Source organism: Streptococcus raffinosi (assembly GCF_030284685.1).
Lineage (GTDB): Bacteria > Bacillota > Bacilli > Lactobacillales > Streptococcaceae > Streptococcus > Streptococcus raffinosi.
In genome coordinates, this window is sequence record NZ_JASUZV010000005.1 from 83,948 (window position 1) to 103,569 (window position 19,622).

Genomic DNA, 19,622 nt, shown 5'->3' on the forward strand with positions numbered 1-19,622 from the left:
AAATTCCTTTATTTATTTGAAATACTAGTTACTAATAGGTGGTAAAAATCATCAGGAGATGTGATTTCCTCAGATTTTGCCATAGCTTCTTTGTAAGTCTTTGCATTTTCAACAAGTTGTTCTAGCTCATTATTCAAAGTTGCCCAACTTAAATCAGGTTCCTGTAATTGGCGGGCATAACCTTTTCGTTCAAAATAAGCAGCATTTTCAAGTTGATCTCCACGGCTAGCTTCTTTCCCCAAAGGAATGATTACATGCAGTTTTTTCATCGCCAATAATTCAAAAATGGTATTTGAACCACCCCGAGTTACTACTAAATCAGCCAAATCCATAAGAGGTTGGTACAAATCTGTTACATAATCAATTCGGTAGAGATGAGGTTGTAAGGTATTTAATGAAGAATCACCAGAAATATTAATGACATTGTAGTGTTCAGTCAGTTGTGGAGTATTGCTAATAAAATCATTAAAAACCTTTGCACCAGCTGATCCACCGATAAAAAGAACGGTTTTCAAATTGGCATCAAACTGTTTCTTAATATTATCGAGGATATCTTTTTGGCCTGTTTGTGCCACACCAACCTTCGTAATAGCGCCAACATGTTTTGTCTTTGTCAACGCTTTTGGTTGCTCAAAAGTCGTAAACATCGTAGTTGCAAACTTGTAGGCAATTTTATTGGCTAACCCCATAGAAAGGTCAGACTCATGCACATAAACAGGAACTCCTAATAATTTAGAAGCAATCACTGGCGGTACAGAGACAAATCCGCCCTTAGAAAAAAGTGCTTGTGGCCGAATCTTTGCAATAATCGCAATAGATTGAAGGATTCCCCAACCAACTTTAAAAACGTCAAGCATGTTTTGCCATGAAAAATATCGACGTAGCTTCCCTGTAGCAATACTGTGGAAGGTAACATCTAAACCAGATTTAGAGATTTGTTCATGTTCGATGCCATGCTTATCACCAATATAGTGAACCTCCCATCCATCTTTGATGAACTTTGGAATTAAGATAAGATTTAGGGTCACATGTCCAACTGTTCCACCACCGGTAAAAACAATCTTTTTCGATTTTGCCATAGCTTATCCCTTCAATTGCTCAACCGTTGCGATAAATTCATCACCACGCACTTCAAAATTCTTGTACATATCCCAGCTGGCGTTAGCAGGACTCAATAAAACAACATCTCCTGCACTGGCTTGATCAAAAGCAATACGTGTTGCATCAGCTACATCTTTAGCATCAAGATAAGATACACCTGCTTTCTCAGCGGCACGTTTGACACGAGGAGCGGATTCTCCCAAAATAATCATTTTCTTGACTCCTGTAATATCAGGAACGAGTTCATCAAATTCATTACCACGATCTAAACCGCCAGCAATCAAAATGACTTTACTATTATCAAATCCAGAGAGTGCTTTTTGGGTCGCCAAAATGTTTGTTGACTTACTATCATTATAGAATTTCACGTCGTTAATGGTATCAACGAATTGAAGGCGATGCTTAACCCCTCCAAAACTTGCTAAAGTTTCTTTGATTGCCTGGTTTGAAATACCTGACAGCTTAGAAACCGCAATTGTAGCTAAGGCATTTTCCACATTGTGACTACCAGGAACGCCAATCTCATCGGCTTTCATAATCAACTCACCTTTATAGTAGAGACCTCCGTTTTCAAGATAGGCTCCATCTACTTTTTCCACAGTTGAGAATGGAACGACTTGTGCTTTCGTCTTAGTAGCCAACTCCTTAGCAAGATTTTGGTTAAAGTTCAAAATAATGAAATCATCTGATGTCATTCGATTTTGAATATTCCATTTGGCTGCCACATATGCTTCAAAACTACCGTGATAATCAATATGTGTTGGCATCAAATTGGTAATAACCGCAATGTGGGGATGGAAACTGTCAATTCCCATCAATTGGAAAGAAGACAATTCCATAACTAAGGTGTCTTGAGCGGTCACTGATTGGGCAACTTCTGATGCAGGGAAGCCGATATTTCCTGACAAGACGCCAGACTTACCACCATGATTTAGGACATCAGCAATCATAGTTGTCGTTGTCGTCTTACCGTTTGAGCCAGTTATACCAATAATCGGTGCCTCTGACACTAGGTAAGCCAATTCAACTTCAGTCCAGACTGGAATTCCTTTTTCAAGCGCACGGGCTACCATCGGATTGTCGTAGCGAATCCCAGGGTTCTTGACCATTAGTTCAAAATTTTCATCCAAAAGCTCAAGAGGATGTCCACCACAAACAACCTTAATTCCTTCTTCAAGAAGAGCCTGAGCCGAAGGGTTTTCCTCAAATGGTTTTCCGTCATTAACAGTGACGATAGCTCCTAACTTAGCCAAGAGGCGAGCTGCTGCTTCACCAGACTTTGCCAAGCCAAGAACCAAAACTTTTTTATTTTCAAATTGTGTTACTGATTTCATAATTCGTCCATTCTCTCAAATTGTATCATAACCATTTTACCTTTTATCCCAGCCTATTTCAAGAAGTTACCTCTTCTAAGCACAGAAAAAAGCCAATCTAGGCGATTGACTTTTTAAGGTTCATGTGACTTATTTTTCTTCTTGTTCAGTTTTTTCATGCTTTAGCTCTGACATGGAAAAGAAATCTTTTAAAGTAAAATAACTCAATACAAGCATTCCCACTGTGACAAAAAACTCACCGGGTAAACTGAAAAATTTGATGATTGATAACACTGCTAAAAGTAATAGCAATGCTGAGGTAACCATGACAAAGAGGAGATTCATGGTGTTTTTTACCGACTTGGGTGCAATAAAGAAATAAAATGACGAAATCAATATAGCAACAATCAGATAAAACATCCCTTCTCCTCCCTATAAATTATTCAGCTTCTGCTGCTTTCTTCTTACGTTTGTTAGCTTTATCACGCTCTGCTTTATTCAAAATTTGTTTACGCAAGCGGATAGATTCAGGTGTTACTTCCATGTACTCATCATCATCCAAGAATTCAAGTGATTCTTCAAGTGTCAAGATACGTGGAGTCTTGATTACGGCTGTTTGGTCCTTCGTAGCTGAACGTACATTTGTCATTTGTTTTGCTGTAGTGATATTAACACCAAGGTCATTTTCACGAGCATTTTCACCGACGATCATACCTTCATATACTTCTGTGCCTGGGTTAACGAAGATTGTACCACGTTCTTCAATACGCATAATTGAGTAAGTTGTCGCCTTACCTGTATCAATAGAAACAAGGGCACCACGGTGGCGTCCACCGATTTCTCCCGCTACAACTGGCAAGTATTGGTCAAAGGTATGGTTCATGATACCGTAACCACGTGTCATAGACAAGAATTCAGTAGAGAATCCGATAAGACCACGTGCTGGTACAAGGAAAATAATACGTGTTTGACCATTACCAACCATTTGCATATCAAGCATATCACCTTTACGTTCTGAAAGGGCTTGAATGATAGAACCTTGGTACTCTTCAGGAGTATCAATTTGAACACGTTCAAATGGTTCGCATTTTACACCATCAATTTCTTTAATGATAACCTCTGGACGAGATACTTGAAGTTCGTATCCTTCACGACGCATTGTTTCAATAAGAATTGACAAGTGCAATTCACCACGACCTGAAACCGTCCATTTATCAGGTGAATCAGTCGGATCTACACGAAGAGAAACGTCCGTTTGCAATTCTGCCAAAAGACGTTCTTCGACCTTACGTGATGTTACGTGTTTACCTTCACGACCGGCAAATGGTGAGTTGTTGGCCAAGAAAGTCATTTGAAGAGTTGGTTCATCAATACGAAGTACTGGCAATGGTTCAACAGCATCTGTTGGTGTGATTGTTTCACCAACGAAGATGTCCTCCATACCTGAGATGGCAATCAAGTCACCAGCTTTAGCTTCATCAATTTCACGACGCTCCAAACCAAAGAAACCAAAAAGTTTTGTAACACGGAAGTTTTTAGTTGTTCCGTCAAGTTTTGAAAGAGTAACTTGGTCACCAACTTTTACAGTTCCACGGAAGACACGTCCAATACCAATACGTCCAACAAAGTCGTTGTAGTCAAGAAGTGACACTTGAAATTGAAGTGGCTCATCTGAGTTATCTACAGGAGCTGGGATGTGATCAATAATCGTGTCAAAGATTGGAGCCATAGTGTGCTCTTGATCAGCAGGATTATCTGACAATGATGATGTACCATTAATCGCTGATGCATATACAACTGGGAATTCCAACTGATCATCATCTGCGCCGAGTTCGATGAAGAGTTCTAGGACTTCATCAACAACTTCTTCAGGGCGAGCTGATGGTTTATCAATCTTGTTAACAACAACAATTGGTGTCAAATTTTGCTCAAGCGCTTTTTTTAACACAAAACGTGTTTGAGGCATAGTTCCTTCGTAGGCATCAACAACAAGGACAACCCCATCAACCATTTTCATGATACGTTCAACTTCTCCACCAAAGTCTGCGTGCCCCGGTGTGTCCATGATATTGATACGAGTACCTTTGTAAGCAACGGCTGTATTCTTAGCAAGGATAGTGATACCACGTTCTTTTTCAAGATCGTTAGAGTCCATTGCACGCTCATCAAGTTCCTTACGTTCATCAAGGGTATGCGATTGTTTCAACAATTCATCTACAAGTGTTGTTTTCCCGTGGTCAACGTGCGCAATAATGGCAACGTTACGGATGTCTTCTCTATATTTAGTCATTTTTTCCTCTTTAATTTTTATTTCAACTTTTCAAGTATACCACAATTTTAAGAAAATGGCAGAACCCAGACCAATTGTAAACGTTTTTCAATAAGAAAAAGGTGTAATAAGACCCCAGTTGGTCAGATACACCTTTTCGCATTATTTTTGAATTGTAAGAGCTAGACTGGCAGCTCCAATGATACCAGCATCATTACCAAGCTCAGCCAACTTCACTTTTGTTGTACGACGTACTTGTGGGAAAGCATAACGTACAAAATAACTTTCTACTCTACTACGTAAGAATTCTCCAGCAGCTGAAACACCACCACCGATAACTACAGAATCAGGGTTAAGGATGTTTGAAATATTTGCTGTGGCAAGGCCAAGGTATTCTGACACTTTGTCAACAATACTATCGGCGAACTTATCTCCTTCAGCCGCAGCCATAAAGATATCTTTACTTGTTACTTGTTCACCGTTATCTACAGCAGCCTTAATGGCTGAATCACCTTCATACTCCTCGGCCATATGACGTGCCAAACGAACCACACCAGTTGCTGAAGCTACAGTTTCCAAACAGCCATTATTACCACAAGTACATTCAAAACCTGTTTCAGGTTCAACGATAATATGACCAATCTCACCACCAGCACCAGCAACACCGTGAATCAAATTACCATCAGCGATAACACCGCCACCTACACCTGTTCCAAGTGTTACAAAAACAACATCTGGATTGTTGGCACCAGCACCAACCCAACGTTCACCTAAAGCAGCCACATTTGCATCATTATCAATAGCGAATGGAATACCCAATTCTTTTTCAATGACAGATCCAACTTCTTGAGTGTCTGCCCAGTTTAGGTTGAAGGCACCTGTTACCGTCTTATTTTTACGGTCAACAGCACCCGGAGATCCCATACCAATTCCAATAAAGTCATCTGCAGTGAGTCCGTACATTGCCAAACGGTGTTTCAAGGAATCAATAATATTTGGAACGATGTGACGTCCATCTTCAAGCGTATTTGTTTCAATCGCCCATTTTTCCTGAACGCTACCTTCTGCAGTCAAAATACCAAATTTGACAGTTGTTCCACCAAGATCAATACCCAAGAGTTTTTTGCTCATTTTCTTTCTCCATTTCAATGCGATGCTCATGTCGTAAAATCATTTCAGCAGATAGATAATTGTCTTTATCAATTAAGCCATTCTGGTAAAGAGCCTCTAACTCAATTTTCATCATCTCAATATCATAAAGTCTTTTACCTAGATAAACTATTATGCCAAATTGCTTCAACAACTGTTGAACATCATATAAAGTTCTCATAGCAATATTTTAGCAAAAAGCTTCAGTCATGACAAGAGACTATTGAAAACCTTTACAAATTATCAATACAAAATTTAAAACCCAAGCCGATAAGACTCAGGTTTTAATCTATTGGCAATTCGGGCAAATGCCATGGAAAATCATCTGTTCTCGAGTGATACGGAATCCTGTCTGCGATTCAACTTCTTCCTTGAAAGAAGGAATTGGCAAGTCTAAGTCAGTGATATGACCACATTTTTCACAAACAATATTCAAATGATCATGTCCCATAAAATCATAGTAGGTCGTATTATCATTGTTTACTTTAATTTCTGAGACGATTCCCTCTTCAACCAAAACTTTTAGATTGTTATAAACAGTCGCAAGACTCATACCTGGGTTGTCAGGGAGGAGATCATAATATATCACATCTGCACTAGGGTGCTGATCAGACATCATCAAATAACGGATAACAGCTTTGCGAGACTCCGTCAATCGAATTCCCTTCGCCTTTAACTGATTCAAGACATCTTCATAAACGCTTAAACTACGTCGATGTTGAGACATATCGTCCATTCCTTCTTCTAAAAGTATTTTGTTAATATTATACACTTTTAAAGGAACTCTTGACAATCATCTTAACTCAGAAAAATGCTTATTTCAAGCCAGGTTCTTTACCAAGTTCAGCAGTCAACATCCATACTGTTTTATCAATTTCTGACTTAGCTGCAGTAAAGATATCATTTGAAGGAGCATCTCCTTCTTCATCTGTAATATCCAAACCAACTTGGAACAAAACTGACAAGTATTTATATGTATCAACCAACAACTGGATTTGATCAGTCATTGATTTATCAAAAGTACCTGTAGTTTCTGTCAATCCTGAATTAGATGAAAACTCAACGAGTGTTGAAAATGGTTCCCCACCAATAGTAATCAAACGTTCGCTAATAACATCAAGATGACCGTTCAAGCTATCCATTAATTCATCCATTTTTGGATGAAGATAAAGGAAACCAGAACCACGCATATACCAGTGTACTTGGTGGACAATTGAAGCTGCTACAGACAAATCAGCAACTGCTTGATTCAAGACTGCTTTAGTTTTAGTGTTTGTTGATGCTGTAACATGATCATTAACTGTTTCAGTGATAGTTTCTTTAATTGTATGTACCATATTTTTTCTCCTTATTTAGAATTACTATTGTTTACATCTTTATTTTAGAACATTTCTAAATAATAGTCAAATATAATGATTTTTTTGACTCTTTTTCGAATACATAGGTATGTTAAGTATCATTTATTTTTTTCTAGGAGCTTCCTTAGGCTCATTCATTGGCTTGGTTTGTGACCGTTTCCCCGAAGAATCCATAGTGACTCCTAGTAGCCACTGCAGCTTTTGTAAGCACTCATTGCGATTTTTTGAGATGGTACCTGTCTTCTCACAACTTATTCTAAAATCTAGGTGTCGTTTTTGTCAAAAAGCTATTCCTTATCGTTATCTCTTTATTGAACTGTTCTGCGGAATAGTCTGTTTACTCTTTTTACACCACTTTCTAGATTTCGCTGAAGCCTACTTTATTATTTTCAGTCTCTGTCTAACACTCTTTGATTTAAAACATCAATCTTACCCACTTGTTATTTGGCTACTTGGAACTACGCCTCTCATTTTTTTGGGAAACTTTTACCTAACCTTTACTTTAGGACTCGCACTCGCTATCCTAGCTTGCCTCAAACACCTAAATATCGGAGAAGGTGATTTTCTCTACTTGGCAAGCGCCTCGCTCATTTTCCCATTTTCTCAAATACTACTGGCTATCGAAATAGCTTGTCTTTTGGGACTTATTTATTTCCTAGTCAGTAAAGACCTCAAGCAAAAAATCGCATTTGTACCTTTTCTGTTTGTAAGTATTTTATTTCTCACCTTCATCAAATAAAGCAAAAAAGCCGATGATTTCGGCTTTTTGATTTATTAATTCATATTAACACGGTGCCACTCGTTAATCACATAACAGAGCATACCCAGTTGTTGAAGACCCCAACCACTAATTTCTGATGAGTCTTCAGTCGAACCACCGAGGTAACGTGTATAGATTGCTACCATGTAAGGTGTGTCTTCCATAACAATAGCATCAACGTTTAGTGCTTCACGGACATAACCTGGTTTTTGATAAATCGTTAAATCAGGAAGGTAGGTCTTATAGTACTCATTAGGGAATGATTCACCAATGTAATGGAGAATATCCTTGTAGTTGTCCTGATGTTTCCAAAGGTAATCCAAAACTTGAATGTAATAATCTGTTGTTGTCTTATTACCATGCATTTGGATAGTCTTAACATCACCTTTTGACTTACCATATTTATCAAGCATACCATAGAATTTCTCTATACCACCTAGGCGTTCTGCCAAAGCATAAGCTGGAGTATTTTCAGAGTATACAAGAGAATATTCTTGCATTTCTGGAATGGTCATTGAACCACCAAAGGCAGCAACATAATTATCATGCTCACCTTGATACTCATACTCAGTGTTCGTAATATCAAAACGTTCCGTTAAAGAAAGTTTGCCTTTATTGACTTCATCCATGACAAGCATGTTTAATGGCAGTTTGTAAGTAGAACCTGCAGTCATTGGCTGAGTATCATTCATGGAATAATGCTCATTAGTTTTGGTATTCTTGTATGAGAAAGCAATTTGGCTAGCATCAATACCTTGATCAGCCAGATAAGCTTCGACCACTTGGTTCAAAGTCATATTGGCATAGTCATAAGTCAAACCATTGGCCGCCATCGTGTTAGCATCAGCATCCATAACAGCTTGTTTAGCTTCAGCTGACTTGTTGGTTGGTGTGACCTTTTCCTCTTTTTCCTTCTCATCTTTTTTAGCCACTTTTGAACTGGATCCAAAAATATTTCCAAAGTTACCTGAGTGACCAGCTTGCTTACCGCGCCCTGCTAGAGCAAGCATAGCAATAAACAAAAGAACCACCAAAGCACCTAGGAAAGCCAAAATAAGGTAAGCTTTTTTATCATCTCGAGATGACTTGGATTTTGACTTAGATCTAGATTTCTTAGAACGCTTGCTCCTTAATGCTAAAGGTTCAGTTTTTGGTTCCTTTTCCTTTTGTTCATCTGATACGACTGTTTCCTTAGCAGGCTTCTTATCTACAGATTTTTTAGAAGACTTTTTATGTTCTTTTTTCGTTTCTTTCTTCTTGGACTTTTTGGCGTCTTTTTTGACATCCTTTTTATCATCCTTGATATCATTTTTGCCGTCTTTTTTGATATCGTTTTGAAGGTCTTGTTCTAGCGAATCTTTCTTCTTGTCTTTAGTTTTTCGGCGACTTCCACTATACTTTTTGCTTGAATGTTTTTTCTTTTTTTTCATAACAATAATAGTTTAAGCTATAATGCCCTAAAAAGCAAGGAGATTTTACAGCCATATTACAAAAAAATCACCCTCAAGAATGAGGATGATAATAGACTTATTTAGCTGCTGCGTAAAGCTCAGCAACTTTATTCCAATTGATGATTTCAAAGAAGGCTTTGATGTAGTTTGGACGTACGTTACGGTAGTTTAGGTAGTAAGCGTGTTCCCAAACGTCAAGTGCCAAGATTGGTTTTTTACCGTCTGAGATTGGTGTATCTTGGTTGGCAGTTGAAACAACTTCAAGTTTACCTTCTGCGTTAACTACAAGCCATGCCCAACCTGAACCAAAACGAGTTGTTGCTGCTGCAGTGAAAGCTTCTTGGAAAGCTTCAAACGAACCAAAAGCTTCGTTAATAGCAGCTGCTACTTCTGCAGTTGGTTCTTGTTTTTCTGGTGATAAAAGTTCCCAGAAAAGTGCGTGATTAAGATGTCCACCACCATTGTTAATAAGTGCTTGACGGATATCTGCTGGAATTTTTTCGACATCAGCCAAAAGCGCTTCAAGGTCTTCACCAATTTCAGGGTGTTTTTCAAGCGCAGCATTAGCGTTTGCTACATAAGTTGCGTGGTGTTTGTCGTGGTGAAGGGTCATTGTTTCAGCATCAATGTATGGTTCCAATGCATCATAAGCGTAAGGAAGGTCTGGAAGGATAATAGCCATATTAAGGGTCCTCATTTCATTTTTTCTTCATTTTACCCTAAAATGATAGAGCTTTCAAAAAATTTGCTTACTAAATCACGAAAAATCTCAAATATTAACGATGTGAGCCTATCTTCAGAAGTGCTAAATCAAACAAATACTCTTTATCGTAAGTACCAGTTTTAATCTGATAATCAGTCTCAATCAAACTCTTGATACTCGTCTTCAAAAATTCTATAGATAATGGACGACTGTCTCTAAGAGCATAGCGAATCTGATATGGATTAACTTTACGTCCTAGATAATCCGAAAGGCTTACGACAATTTGCTGTTCACTTTTACCTTGAGCAGATAGGAGTTTCACTTGTAAATAGGTGCGAAATTGTCCCAACATAACCGCTATTAACTTAATGTCATCCTCTCCCTGGAGGCGCAAATCATGAACCAGTTCACGTACCCCATTAATGTCACCTCGTAAAAGGAGTTGGGTCATGTCAAAGATATTATCCTGCAAGCTCTTTGGGATGGCTTCAGCAATATCCTTGGATGAGATGTTCCCTTCCGCTTTGTAGCCCTTTAAAAAGGCCATGTTTTTTTGAACATCTGAAAAGTCAAAATTTGACTTGATTAAGAGCTCCTCAAAAACACCTGTATCAAAAATAAGTCCCTCTTGATGCGCTTTTTTTTGAAAATACGTTTTAAGTTCCGCATCCTTTAGAGGACTGGTTTCAAGTACCAAGGCATCACGCTTTAATAGTTTTACTAAGCGACGCTTACCATCAAGTTTACCCGATGCCATTAAAACAAGTCGAGTCGTTTCCACAGGTGACTGAAGGTAACGTTCAAGCCGTTTTAGCTCCTTATCATCCAGATAAGATTTTTTCGCTGTGGTCATATCTGCGAAATGATCAAAAATGACCACCTTCTCATCCGCAAAAAAAGGCATACTTTCTAAATCCAGTTCAGCCTCCTGATAGGTCGTCTCAGACATATCAAAATAGGAATAGGTCAAGTCACTGGGATCAAAACCGATTTGTTTTAAAAATGTTTCTTTAGCTTGACTATACTGCCCCAAATCTTCACCAGCTAAGACTGTTAACGTTGGTAGGGATTCTTTAGACAGCTTTTCAATGGTTTCCATAGCAATCATGGTTTTATTATAACAGAAATTTTGCCATAACAAAAAGCCCACCACAATAGTGATGAGCAAAAGTATGTCTGTTTGATTAACCTGAGTTACGAAGTCCTGTTGCAATACCATTTATAGAAATATGGATAAGACTAATTTCGTCATCAGTCAAAACATTGTTACGAAGACGTTTAATCAATTCAATTTGGATGTAGTTCAAAACGTTGAAGTATGGCAAGCGGAAGTCTAGACTTGCTTTAAGTGATGGGCTTTCATCAAGGAAACCATCATGTTTTTCAATAGCAAGAATAACATTCTTAGTCAATTGCCATTCATCCAAGATAATATCGAAGACACTACGGACTTCTTCATCTTTCGCCAATTGTGCATAGTGGAAGGCAATATTCATATCTGATTTTGAAAGTACCATGTCAACATTCGACAAGAGTGAACGGAAGAATGGCCATGTTTCAAACATATGTTGAAGTTTTTCAAGGTTACCTTCTTCAGCTTGAATATAATGATTGAAGGCTGAACCAACCCCATACCAACCTGGGAACATGATACGGTTTTGTGACCATGAGAATACCCAAGGGATGGCACGAAGACCAGAAATTTCAGTGATAGTTTTACGAGCAGCTGGGCGAGAACCAATATTCAAACTTGACACTTCTTTGATAGGACTAGCTTCAAAGAAGTAATCGTAGAAATGTTCATTTCCAAAGACAAGGTCACGATAAATAACATTTGAATCGTGAACAATTCCGTCCATAACCTCACGGAAATCAACCAATTCTTCTGGATCGGCAATTTGACGTGTCACCATACGGTCAAGAGCAGCTGAAACAAGCATTTCAAGATTGTAGTAAGCAGCATCCTTGTTACCATATTTATTACCGATAACCTCACCTTGTTCAGTCAAGCGGATACGGTCTTTGATTGTACCAAATGGTTGAGAAGTAATGGCATCATATGATGGGCCACCACCACGACCAACAGTACCACCACGACCATGGAAGAAGGTAATCTTAATACCACGCTCTTCCCCAATCTTAGTCAATTCATTTTGAGCCTTGTAGAGGGTCCAACCAGATGACAAGTAACCACCATCTTTGTTAGAGTCTGAGTAACCCAACATGATTTCTTGGTAATTGTTACTATTTTTAATCCAACGTTTAACAATATCATAGCCAAGATATTGTTTCATAATATCGTTAGAGTTTTCCAAGTCTTCGATAGTTTCAAAGAGAGGAACGATTTGGACACGTGCACGTTCTGTATCAACCAAACCAACTTCTTTAAGCAAGATAGCCAATTCAAACATATCAGATACACTTTCAGTATGAGAAATGATATGTTGTTTGATCACATCTTCACCAATATGGTCTTTCAAAAGACGAGCTGTGCGGAAGATAGACAATTCTTTTTCAAGGATTTCAGACTTAGGCACATTAGTTGATGACAAAGTACGAGGATCTTCTTGCAATTCCTTAAGAAGAACGGCAACTTTTTCAACCTCAGTCAACTCACTATAGTTATCAACAATGTTTGCTGACTTAAGCAACTCAGCAACACAAGTTTCATGAACACTTGAGTCTTGACGCATATCAATTGTAGCCAGATAGAAACCAAAGACTTCCACTGCTTGAAGAAGCTCTTCGAAATCACCTGAAATCAAGACAGCATCGTCATTTTCAAGAAGTGAATTTTTAATTGCCAAAAGGTCATCATGGAAAGCTTCGGCTGTTTCATAAAATTCAGTCGTTTGTTGAGAGACAGCTTGAAGACTTTGGCTGAGACGTTGTTGCACGTAATCAGCTACAACTTCACCAGTTGAGACTGAACCGAAGCTAACCTTTTCAGAAAGACGTTTAGAAACTCTTTCCTTGTTAAAGTTACCTTCTTTGAAGAAAAGAAGCGTTTGAATCAATTTAGATTGAATGTAACTGAAAGCACGACGATAAGGTTCATTTTCACGATAAACTGATGTATCTGGAGAATGTTTCGCCATTTCTGCTACTGTTTCTGAAACTTCAGTCAAACGTGATGAGAGTGAGAATGAACGGTAAAGGTTATCAACTTTTTCAATATAGTAATTGAGGATAACTTCACTTTGAACCGTTGCAGAAAGTTTGAGGGTTTCTGCTGTTACAAATGGGTTCCCATCACGGTCACCACCAATCCACATACCCATTGTAATAGGTGTTGGATTATCAAGTTCGATTCCTTTTTCAACAGCTAAACGTTTGAATTCGTGCGATAGGTTTGTAATCGCCTTAATCAATGAGGAGTTGTAATACTCCATAACGTTAGTGATTTCGTTTTTAACCTTAAGTTTCTTTTCACGAATGATATCAGTTTGCATCATGATTTCCACATAACGACGCAAATCCGCATACCATTTGTCCTTGTTAATAAGACCAGCCTTCACATCACGATGCTTACGGAGAAGTTCGTGAATATGGTTAGTCAATTCAAGCATTGTTTTACGTTGAACCTGAGTTGGGTGAGCTGTCAATACTGGCACGACATTAACATGTTCAAGAATGTCACGCGCATTGTCACTTTCAGCGACAACATCAAAAGTCTCAGACAACTTACCAAGGTAGGTTTCGTCAATATTATTTTTGTGGTTAACTTCATAAGCCAAGTCAACGTCCTCAGAGATGTTAATCAAAAGAGGCAACAAAGAGAAATAGCGTGATGCCACGACCATATCGTCATTTGTCATTTTTGAAATGGCTTGTGTAAGGGCCACATAGTCACCTTCATCATAAAGTTCAACCAAATGTCGGATAGTTGTGAGGCCTTGCTCTCCAGCCATGCCTCTTGTTGCATCATCCAACAATTCTTTCAAGATACCAACTTCTTCAGAGATGATTTCCTGGTTGTTACTGCTTTCCAATTTGTTAAAAGCCAAACCGTATTCTCCTTACTTTATGTAGTACCCTTTTATCATATCACTTTTAAAACAAAAGTAAACTATTTTTTCTGTAAATCGTCAGTTCTTTGGGAATCTTCGGACTTTTTTGAAAAACATCTTGCTCCTATTTCCGAACTTTATTAAAAAAAGACTCTTAAACAGAGCCCAGAATCTTAATTATATTTCTCTTGGTAGAATTTGATTTCATCACCGTTTTCAACTTTAAGTTGATTAGCGGCTTTCTCACCTAACTTGCCATTGACATCGAACATCCAATAGATGCCCTTGTCTTTATCTTGAGAAATACCGTCAATCTCAGTAATAAAACCATCATTTTCTTGGACTGGATAAACTTCTTCCAAGACATCAAGAACAGTATCACCTTTTTGGATATTTACTGCTTTCTTCTTACTTTCTTTTTCTGTTTTCAAAATCAAGGTTACCTTGCCTTGACTCTGAGACTGCTGGCTACTTGTTCTTGTGAGCTTAGCTGCTTCGCTTTTACCACAAGCAACTAAGGTGACAAGAGAAAGGGCAAGAACAATATATGACAATATTTTTTTCATTTTACAAACCTCCTAAAAATAGACTGGATAAATGGATAGAATAACAGTGTTGATACTGCATGGTAAGTGTCATAAAGTAAGCCTGAGATAACGAAGGTCAAGCCACTCTTGAACAGAAGACCATAACCATAATCCATTAAAACACCATAGAGAAAGGACAAAATGGTTACCAAAACAATCTGCCAAACTAATGATAACCGAGGGGCAATCAAACTCCAAAGAGCCATCAACACTCCAAAAGTCAAAATCTGATTAAAAACCCAAGGGCCAAAGCCATATAGAAAGCCTGAGATAGCCATGGTTAGAGCCATAATGAGTAGACCATCCACCAAACCTAAATAAAGGACAGCGACAAAAAACATAGCTGTTATAGGCTGAATATTGGGAAGCCCTATAAAAGCTGACCGTAATCCAATGGCCAGTGCTGTTAGAATGGCAATACGTGTCATTCGTTGAATTGTAAATTCCATACCTCTATTATGCCAAAAATATGGAAAGATGACTAGTTTTCGAAAATAAAAATTAAATGATTTCTTGAAAAAAAGAATGAGACAGTACAAATTGTGGAAAATACTGTTCTTTTTTACCTCCTCAAAAGTATCAAACAGTCTGACCGATTAGAATAGTTGATATAAAAATGTACTCTCATTCACTACCCTAAGATCATTAAATTAACACGATTTAGTTAACCATACTTAATTCAATATATTCACTTGACTTAATTTTTATTTTAAGGTATATTAATTAACAGGAGGCAACTAATGATTCAAATTGAAAATATTAATGTGTCTTACCAACAGACATTAGCTCTAGATAATATCACCTTAAACCTAGACGGACCAAGTATCACTGGGATTATTGGACCTAATGGTGCTGGCAAATCAACCCTAATTAAAGCACTTATTGGTATTATCCCTCACTCTGGGCAATTCCTATTCAATAAACAGCCTATTCGTCAGCAATTGAATCATCTTTCCTATGTTGCACAAAAGGCGGAGATTGATTTTAACTTTCCAATTACTGTCAGAGAGTGCGTCTCTCTAGGCCTCTATTCTAAAACCAAGTTCTTTAAACGTCTATCTAAAAGAGATTGGTCTAAGGTCACAAAAGCTTTAGCTCTACTCGGTTTAAATGATCTGGCTCATCGCCAGATAAGCCAATTATCAGGTGGCCAATTTCAACGGGTTCTGATCGCTCGTTGTCTTCTACAAGAGGCAGATATCCTCCTATTAGATGAGCCCTTCGTTGGGATTGATTCCGTTAGTGAGGATATTATCATGAACACCTTGAGAGAACTTAGGAAACAAGGCAAGCTTATTCTCATTGTTCACCATGATTTGAGCAAGGTCCCTCATTATTTTGACCAAGTCGTTCTCCTCAATCGTAAATTGATTGCTAGCGGGCCTACTAATCTTGTTTTTAATGAGGCTAATCTCCGTAAAACCTACGGAAACAGTTTATTTTATAAAGGAGATTCAAATGTTTTCTGAATTTATTGATGGTTTGCTTAATTTCCACTTCTTGCAGAACGCCCTTATAACGGCTTTAGTTGTTGGAATTGTCGGGGGGGCTGTTGGTTGTTTTATTATTCTAAGAGGCATGTCACTTATGGGTGATGCGATTTCACATGCGGTTTTACCTGGAGTAGCCATTTCCTTTATCTTAGGTATTAATTTTTTCATAGGAGCTATCGTCTTTGGTCTTTTAGCTTCTACTATAATTACCTATATCAAAAGCAATTCCATTATTAAGAGTGACACAGCAATCGGTATTACCTTTTCGAGCTTTCTAGCTCTTGGTATTATTCTCATAGGTATTGCAAATAGTTCCACAGATCTCTTTCATATTCTCTTTGGAAATATTCTGGCTGTACAAGACTTGGATATGTGGATAACGATTGCCGTTGCCCTTCTCGTACTAACAACTATAACAATTTTCTTTCGCCCTCTACTCCTGACATCCTTTGACCCAATCTTAGCTAAGTCTATTGGAGTTAAAGTCACTTTCTACCATTACTTACTTATGGTTATTCTAACCTTGGTTGCTGTAACTGCTATGCAAAGTGTTGGCACTATTCTTATTGTAGCTCTTTTAATCACACCGGCTGCCACCGCCTATCTATATGCTAATAGCCTTAAAACCATGATTCTCCTCTCATCAGGTTTTGGGGCCCTAGCATCTGTTCTAGGTCTTTTTATCGGCTATAGTTTTAACATTGCGGCCGGTTCAAGTATTGTACTAACATCTGCCCTTCTCTTTCTCATCAGCTTTTTCATCGTCCCTAAACAAAGTGGCATGAATAAGACTTATCAACAATAAAATAACAGGATGGAAATATTATGAAAAAAATACTATCAACAATGGCACTATTACTTTTAGCGGTAGTTGCTTTAGCAGCATGTAGCAATAAACAAGGCAGTAGCAATGATAAATTACGAGTCGTTACAACTAATTCCATTATTGCCGATATCACCAAAAACATTGCTGGAGATAAAATCACTCTCCACAGTATTGTCCCCGTTGGTAAGGACCCTCACGAATACGAACCTCTTCCTGAAGATGTAAAAAAGACGTCACAAGCTGACTTGATTTTTTATAACGGTATCAATTTAGAAACTGGTGGGAATGCCTGGTTTACTAAGTTGGTTAAAAATGCCCATAAGATAGAAAACAAAGATTATTTTGCAGTTAGTGATGGTGTTAAGGTAATTTACCTTGAAGGTCAATCAGAAAAAGGCAAGGAGGATCCCCACGCTTGGCTTAATCTGGAAAATGGGATTATTTATGCGCGAAATATTGCTAAGCAACTCATTGCTAAGGACCCCAAAAACAAGACCTATTACGAAAAGAATCTAGAAACCTATACTAACAAACTTAGTAAACTGGACCAAGAAGCTAAAGAGACCTTTAAGAACATTCCTGATGAAAAAAAACTGATTGTCACTAGTGAAGGATGTTTCAAATACTTCTCTAAAGCCTATGGAGTACCATCTGCCTACATCTGGGAAATCAATACTGAAGAAGAAGGCACACCGGACCAGATCAAAACACTTGTGGAAAAACTCCGTCAAACCAAGGTACCAGCTCTCTTTGTCGAATCTAGTGTCGATGACCGCCCTATGAAAACAGTCGCTAAGGATACCAATATTCCTATTTATGCAAAAATCTTTACAGATTCTATTGCCAAAAAAGGGCAAAAGGGCGATAGCTACTACAACATGATGAAATATAATCTGGATAAAATCGCCCAGGGCTTGAATCAGTAAAAATCTTGTCTGAGATATGTTCTGTATTCTTCTGAAAAATCTGTTATACTAAGGTGAGACTATTTTCAAAGGAAAAGACATGACACCTAATAAAGAAGACTACCTCAAATGTATCTATGAGATTGGTACTGAAGAAGGTAAAATCACTAATAAGGAAATCGCAAACCGCATGGAGGTGTCTCCACCTGCTGTGACGGAAATGATTAAAAAATTGATTTCAGAAGACCTCATCATCAAAGATAAAGACAAGGGCTATCTCCTAACGGAAACAGGTACAATCAACGTTGCTGAACTCTATCGGAAACATCGCCTTATCGAAGTCTTTTTGGCGGACCACTTGCAATATTCTTGCGATCAAATTCATCAAGAGGCTGAAATTTTAGAGCATACTGTCTCTGATCACTTTATCAATGCTCTTGACCGCCTACTCAATTATCCTCAAACTTGTCCACATGGCGGGCAAATTCCCAAATCAGGTCAACTCATAGAAGAATTTTATAACCAAACTTTTACACAAGGCCTTGCTCCTGGAGACTATGTCCTTCGTCGAGTTCAAGATCAAATTGATCTAATCCATTATTTGCATACTGTCGGTCTTAAAATTGGAACACCTTTTACCTTGGAAGGCTTTGACCCTTTCACACAACTCTACCGACTACATATTGATGGAAAGGACATCCAAATCCCAGAAGCCATTGCTAGTAACCTTTATATCGAATCAATCTAAAAAGAGAGGCTGATAGACACCCTTAGAAGTGTCATCAGTCTCTCTTTTTTACATATGTTTTAAGCGTTCCACCCGTTCTGAGATTGGTGGGTGAGTGTAAAAGAGCTTCTGCAAACCAGATTCCTTTTTAGGATCATTGATATAGAGCGCAGCACTGGCATCATCTACGTGATGTTGCATAGGAGCACTATTATCAAGTTTGAGTAGAGCGTTAATCATACCTTGTGGGTTACGTGTCAATTCGACGCTAGAAGCATCAGCTAAAAATTCACGCTGGCGTGAAATGGCCAGTTGAACCAAGGTGGCTGCCAAAGGTGCCAAGATAATAGAGATTAAGGAAACAATGAGAAGAATAATCTCCAAACCACTGCCTCCATCACGATCATCATCACTCCTACGGCGACCGCCACCCCAGAACATCATATTGCGTGCCATTCCAGCTAACATGGTAATGGCAGAAGCCAAGGCCACTGCAATGGTAGAAATACGAATGTCATAGTTGCGAATATGGCTTACTTCATGTCCCATAACTCCTTCAAGCTCCTCACGGTTCATAACCGCAAGGAGACCTGTTGTAGCTGCTACTGCAGCATTCTGAGGGCTAGAGCCAGTCGCAAAAGCATTCATTGAAGGATCGTTGACAATAAAGACACGTGGCATGGGAATCTGTGCCACCATTGCCATATCCTCAACCACATGATAAAGATCTGGGGCTGTTTGTTCATCCACTTCTTGTGCACCATTCATGGCCATAACAAGATTGGTTGACTGAAAAATCATGGTCACAGCATAAATGAAACCAATAACCAAGGCAAGAATCAATCCACCATAACCAGAACCTAGCCAAAGATAACCAACAGCATAACCAACAAGACCCAACAAGAGGAAAAAGACCAGAAGTAAAAGCCAAGTCCTTCTCTTATTTCGAGCAATTTGATCAAATAACATA

Annotated in this window: 20 protein-coding genes; 5 read left to right on the forward strand and 15 right to left on the reverse strand. The window is 38.4% G+C overall.

The features are described from left to right. Positions 1 to 8: 8 nt before the first annotated feature. From QRD39_RS04645 to QRD39_RS04680, 8 genes are all read right to left on the reverse strand, one after another. Positions 9 to 1,079 (reverse strand): UDP-N-acetylglucosamine--N-acetylmuramyl-(pentapeptide) pyrophosphoryl-undecaprenol N-acetylglucosamine transferase, encoded by a 1,071-nt coding sequence (locus QRD39_RS04645; RefSeq protein WP_285955813.1) that lies wholly within the window; start codon positions 1,077 to 1,079, stop codon positions 9 to 11. Positions 1,080 to 1,082: 3 nt separating this feature from the next. Beyond that, positions 1,083 to 2,435 (reverse strand): UDP-N-acetylmuramoyl-L-alanine--D-glutamate ligase, encoded by a 1,353-nt coding sequence (gene murD / locus QRD39_RS04650; RefSeq protein ID WP_285955814.1) that lies wholly within the window; start codon positions 2,433 to 2,435, stop codon positions 1,083 to 1,085. A gap of 129 nt (positions 2,436 to 2,564) precedes the next feature. Beyond that, the gene (locus tag QRD39_RS04655) at positions 2,565 to 2,834 is read right to left on the reverse strand and encodes a DUF3165 family protein (RefSeq protein WP_285955815.1); all 270 of its coding nucleotides are present in this window, start codon (positions 2,832 to 2,834) and stop codon (positions 2,565 to 2,567) included. A 19-nt stretch (positions 2,835 to 2,853) separates the two neighbouring features. After that, positions 2,854 to 4,704, reverse strand: a complete 1,851-nt coding sequence (gene typA / locus QRD39_RS04660) for a translational GTPase TypA (protein WP_285955816.1) — start codon at positions 4,702 to 4,704, stop codon at positions 2,854 to 2,856. A 141-nt stretch (positions 4,705 to 4,845) separates the two neighbouring features. Next, positions 4,846 to 5,814 carry an ROK family glucokinase gene (locus tag QRD39_RS04665; RefSeq protein ID WP_285955817.1) on the reverse strand — a complete coding sequence of 323 codons (969 nt, stop codon included), beginning with the start codon at positions 5,812 to 5,814 and terminating at the stop codon, positions 4,846 to 4,848. Continuing rightward, on the reverse strand, positions 5,789 to 6,013 hold the full coding sequence (locus QRD39_RS04670) for a YqgQ family protein (protein ID WP_008534273.1): 225 nt from the start codon (positions 6,011 to 6,013) through the stop codon (positions 5,789 to 5,791). Before QRD39_RS04670 ends, QRD39_RS04665 begins: the two co-directional genes overlap by 26 nt. Positions 6,014 to 6,121: 108 nt before the next feature. After that, positions 6,122 to 6,559, reverse strand: a complete 438-nt coding sequence (locus tag QRD39_RS04675; RefSeq protein ID WP_002887639.1) for a Fur family transcriptional regulator — start codon at positions 6,557 to 6,559, stop codon at positions 6,122 to 6,124. Between the two features lie 88 nt (positions 6,560 to 6,647). Then, complete coding sequence (locus QRD39_RS04680; RefSeq protein ID WP_021152040.1) at positions 6,648 to 7,169, reverse strand: Dps family protein; 522 nt, start codon at positions 7,167 to 7,169, stop codon at positions 6,648 to 6,650. A gap of 109 nt (positions 7,170 to 7,278) precedes the next feature. Between QRD39_RS04680 and QRD39_RS04685 the strand changes: the two genes are divergently transcribed. Continuing rightward, positions 7,279 to 7,929: a prepilin peptidase gene (locus QRD39_RS04685; RefSeq protein ID WP_285955818.1), complete on the forward strand. Its 651-nt coding sequence runs from the start codon at positions 7,279 to 7,281 to the stop codon at positions 7,927 to 7,929. Positions 7,930 to 7,964: 35 nt separating this feature from the next. On the opposite strand, the gene QRD39_RS04690 is transcribed toward QRD39_RS04685, so the two are convergent. The 6 genes from QRD39_RS04690 to QRD39_RS04715 all read right to left on the reverse strand — a co-directional run bounded on the left by QRD39_RS04690 (position 7,965) and on the right by QRD39_RS04715 (position 15,150). Then, positions 7,965 to 9,380, reverse strand: coding sequence for a serine hydrolase (locus QRD39_RS04690; protein WP_002887646.1), 1,416 nt, complete (start codon positions 9,378 to 9,380; stop codon positions 7,965 to 7,967). Between the two features lie 97 nt (positions 9,381 to 9,477). Next, entirely contained in the window at positions 9,478 to 10,083 is a 606-nt protein-coding gene (sodA, locus tag QRD39_RS04695; RefSeq protein ID WP_008534268.1) for a superoxide dismutase SodA, read from the reverse strand. 94 nt (positions 10,084 to 10,177) lie between these two features. Next, complete coding sequence (gene holA, locus QRD39_RS04700; protein ID WP_285955855.1) at positions 10,178 to 11,212, reverse strand: DNA polymerase III subunit delta; 1,035 nt, start codon at positions 11,210 to 11,212, stop codon at positions 10,178 to 10,180. Between the two features lie 76 nt (positions 11,213 to 11,288). Then, positions 11,289 to 14,111: a phosphoenolpyruvate carboxylase gene (gene ppc / locus QRD39_RS04705; RefSeq protein ID WP_285955819.1), complete on the reverse strand. Its 2,823-nt coding sequence runs from the start codon at positions 14,109 to 14,111 to the stop codon at positions 11,289 to 11,291. A 176-nt stretch (positions 14,112 to 14,287) separates the two neighbouring features. Then, positions 14,288 to 14,680, reverse strand: coding sequence for a DUF4430 domain-containing protein (locus QRD39_RS04710; RefSeq protein ID WP_008534264.1), 393 nt, complete (start codon positions 14,678 to 14,680; stop codon positions 14,288 to 14,290). Next, entirely contained in the window at positions 14,677 to 15,150 is a 474-nt protein-coding gene (locus tag QRD39_RS04715) for a hypothetical protein (RefSeq protein WP_285955820.1), read from the reverse strand. The genes QRD39_RS04710 and QRD39_RS04715 overlap by 4 nt, the downstream gene beginning before the upstream one ends. 291 nt (positions 15,151 to 15,441) lie before the next feature. On the opposite strand from QRD39_RS04715, the gene QRD39_RS04720 reads away from it, so the two are divergent. The 4 genes from QRD39_RS04720 (at position 15,442) to QRD39_RS04735 (ending at position 18,673) form a co-directional block, all read left to right on the forward strand. After that, on the forward strand, positions 15,442 to 16,170 hold the full coding sequence (locus tag QRD39_RS04720) for a metal ABC transporter ATP-binding protein (protein WP_008534261.1): 729 nt from the start codon (positions 15,442 to 15,444) through the stop codon (positions 16,168 to 16,170). Beyond that, the gene (locus tag QRD39_RS04725; protein ID WP_037608790.1) at positions 16,160 to 16,999 is read left to right on the forward strand and encodes a metal ABC transporter permease; all 840 of its coding nucleotides are present in this window, start codon (positions 16,160 to 16,162) and stop codon (positions 16,997 to 16,999) included. The genes QRD39_RS04720 and QRD39_RS04725 overlap by 11 nt, the downstream gene beginning before the upstream one ends. A 20-nt stretch (positions 17,000 to 17,019) precedes the next feature. After that, positions 17,020 to 17,946, forward strand: a complete 927-nt coding sequence (locus tag QRD39_RS04730) for a metal ABC transporter substrate-binding protein (protein WP_285955821.1) — start codon at positions 17,020 to 17,022, stop codon at positions 17,944 to 17,946. A 79-nt stretch (positions 17,947 to 18,025) separates the two neighbouring features. Continuing rightward, positions 18,026 to 18,673: a metal-dependent transcriptional regulator gene (locus QRD39_RS04735; RefSeq protein ID WP_285955822.1), complete on the forward strand. Its 648-nt coding sequence runs from the start codon at positions 18,026 to 18,028 to the stop codon at positions 18,671 to 18,673. Between the two features lie 48 nt (positions 18,674 to 18,721). On the opposite strand, the gene htpX is transcribed toward QRD39_RS04735, so the two are convergent. Next, on the reverse strand, positions 18,722 to 19,621 hold the full coding sequence (htpX, locus tag QRD39_RS04740; RefSeq protein ID WP_164376425.1) for a zinc metalloprotease HtpX: 900 nt from the start codon (positions 19,619 to 19,621) through the stop codon (positions 18,722 to 18,724). Between the last annotated feature and the right edge of the window lies 1 nt (position 19,622).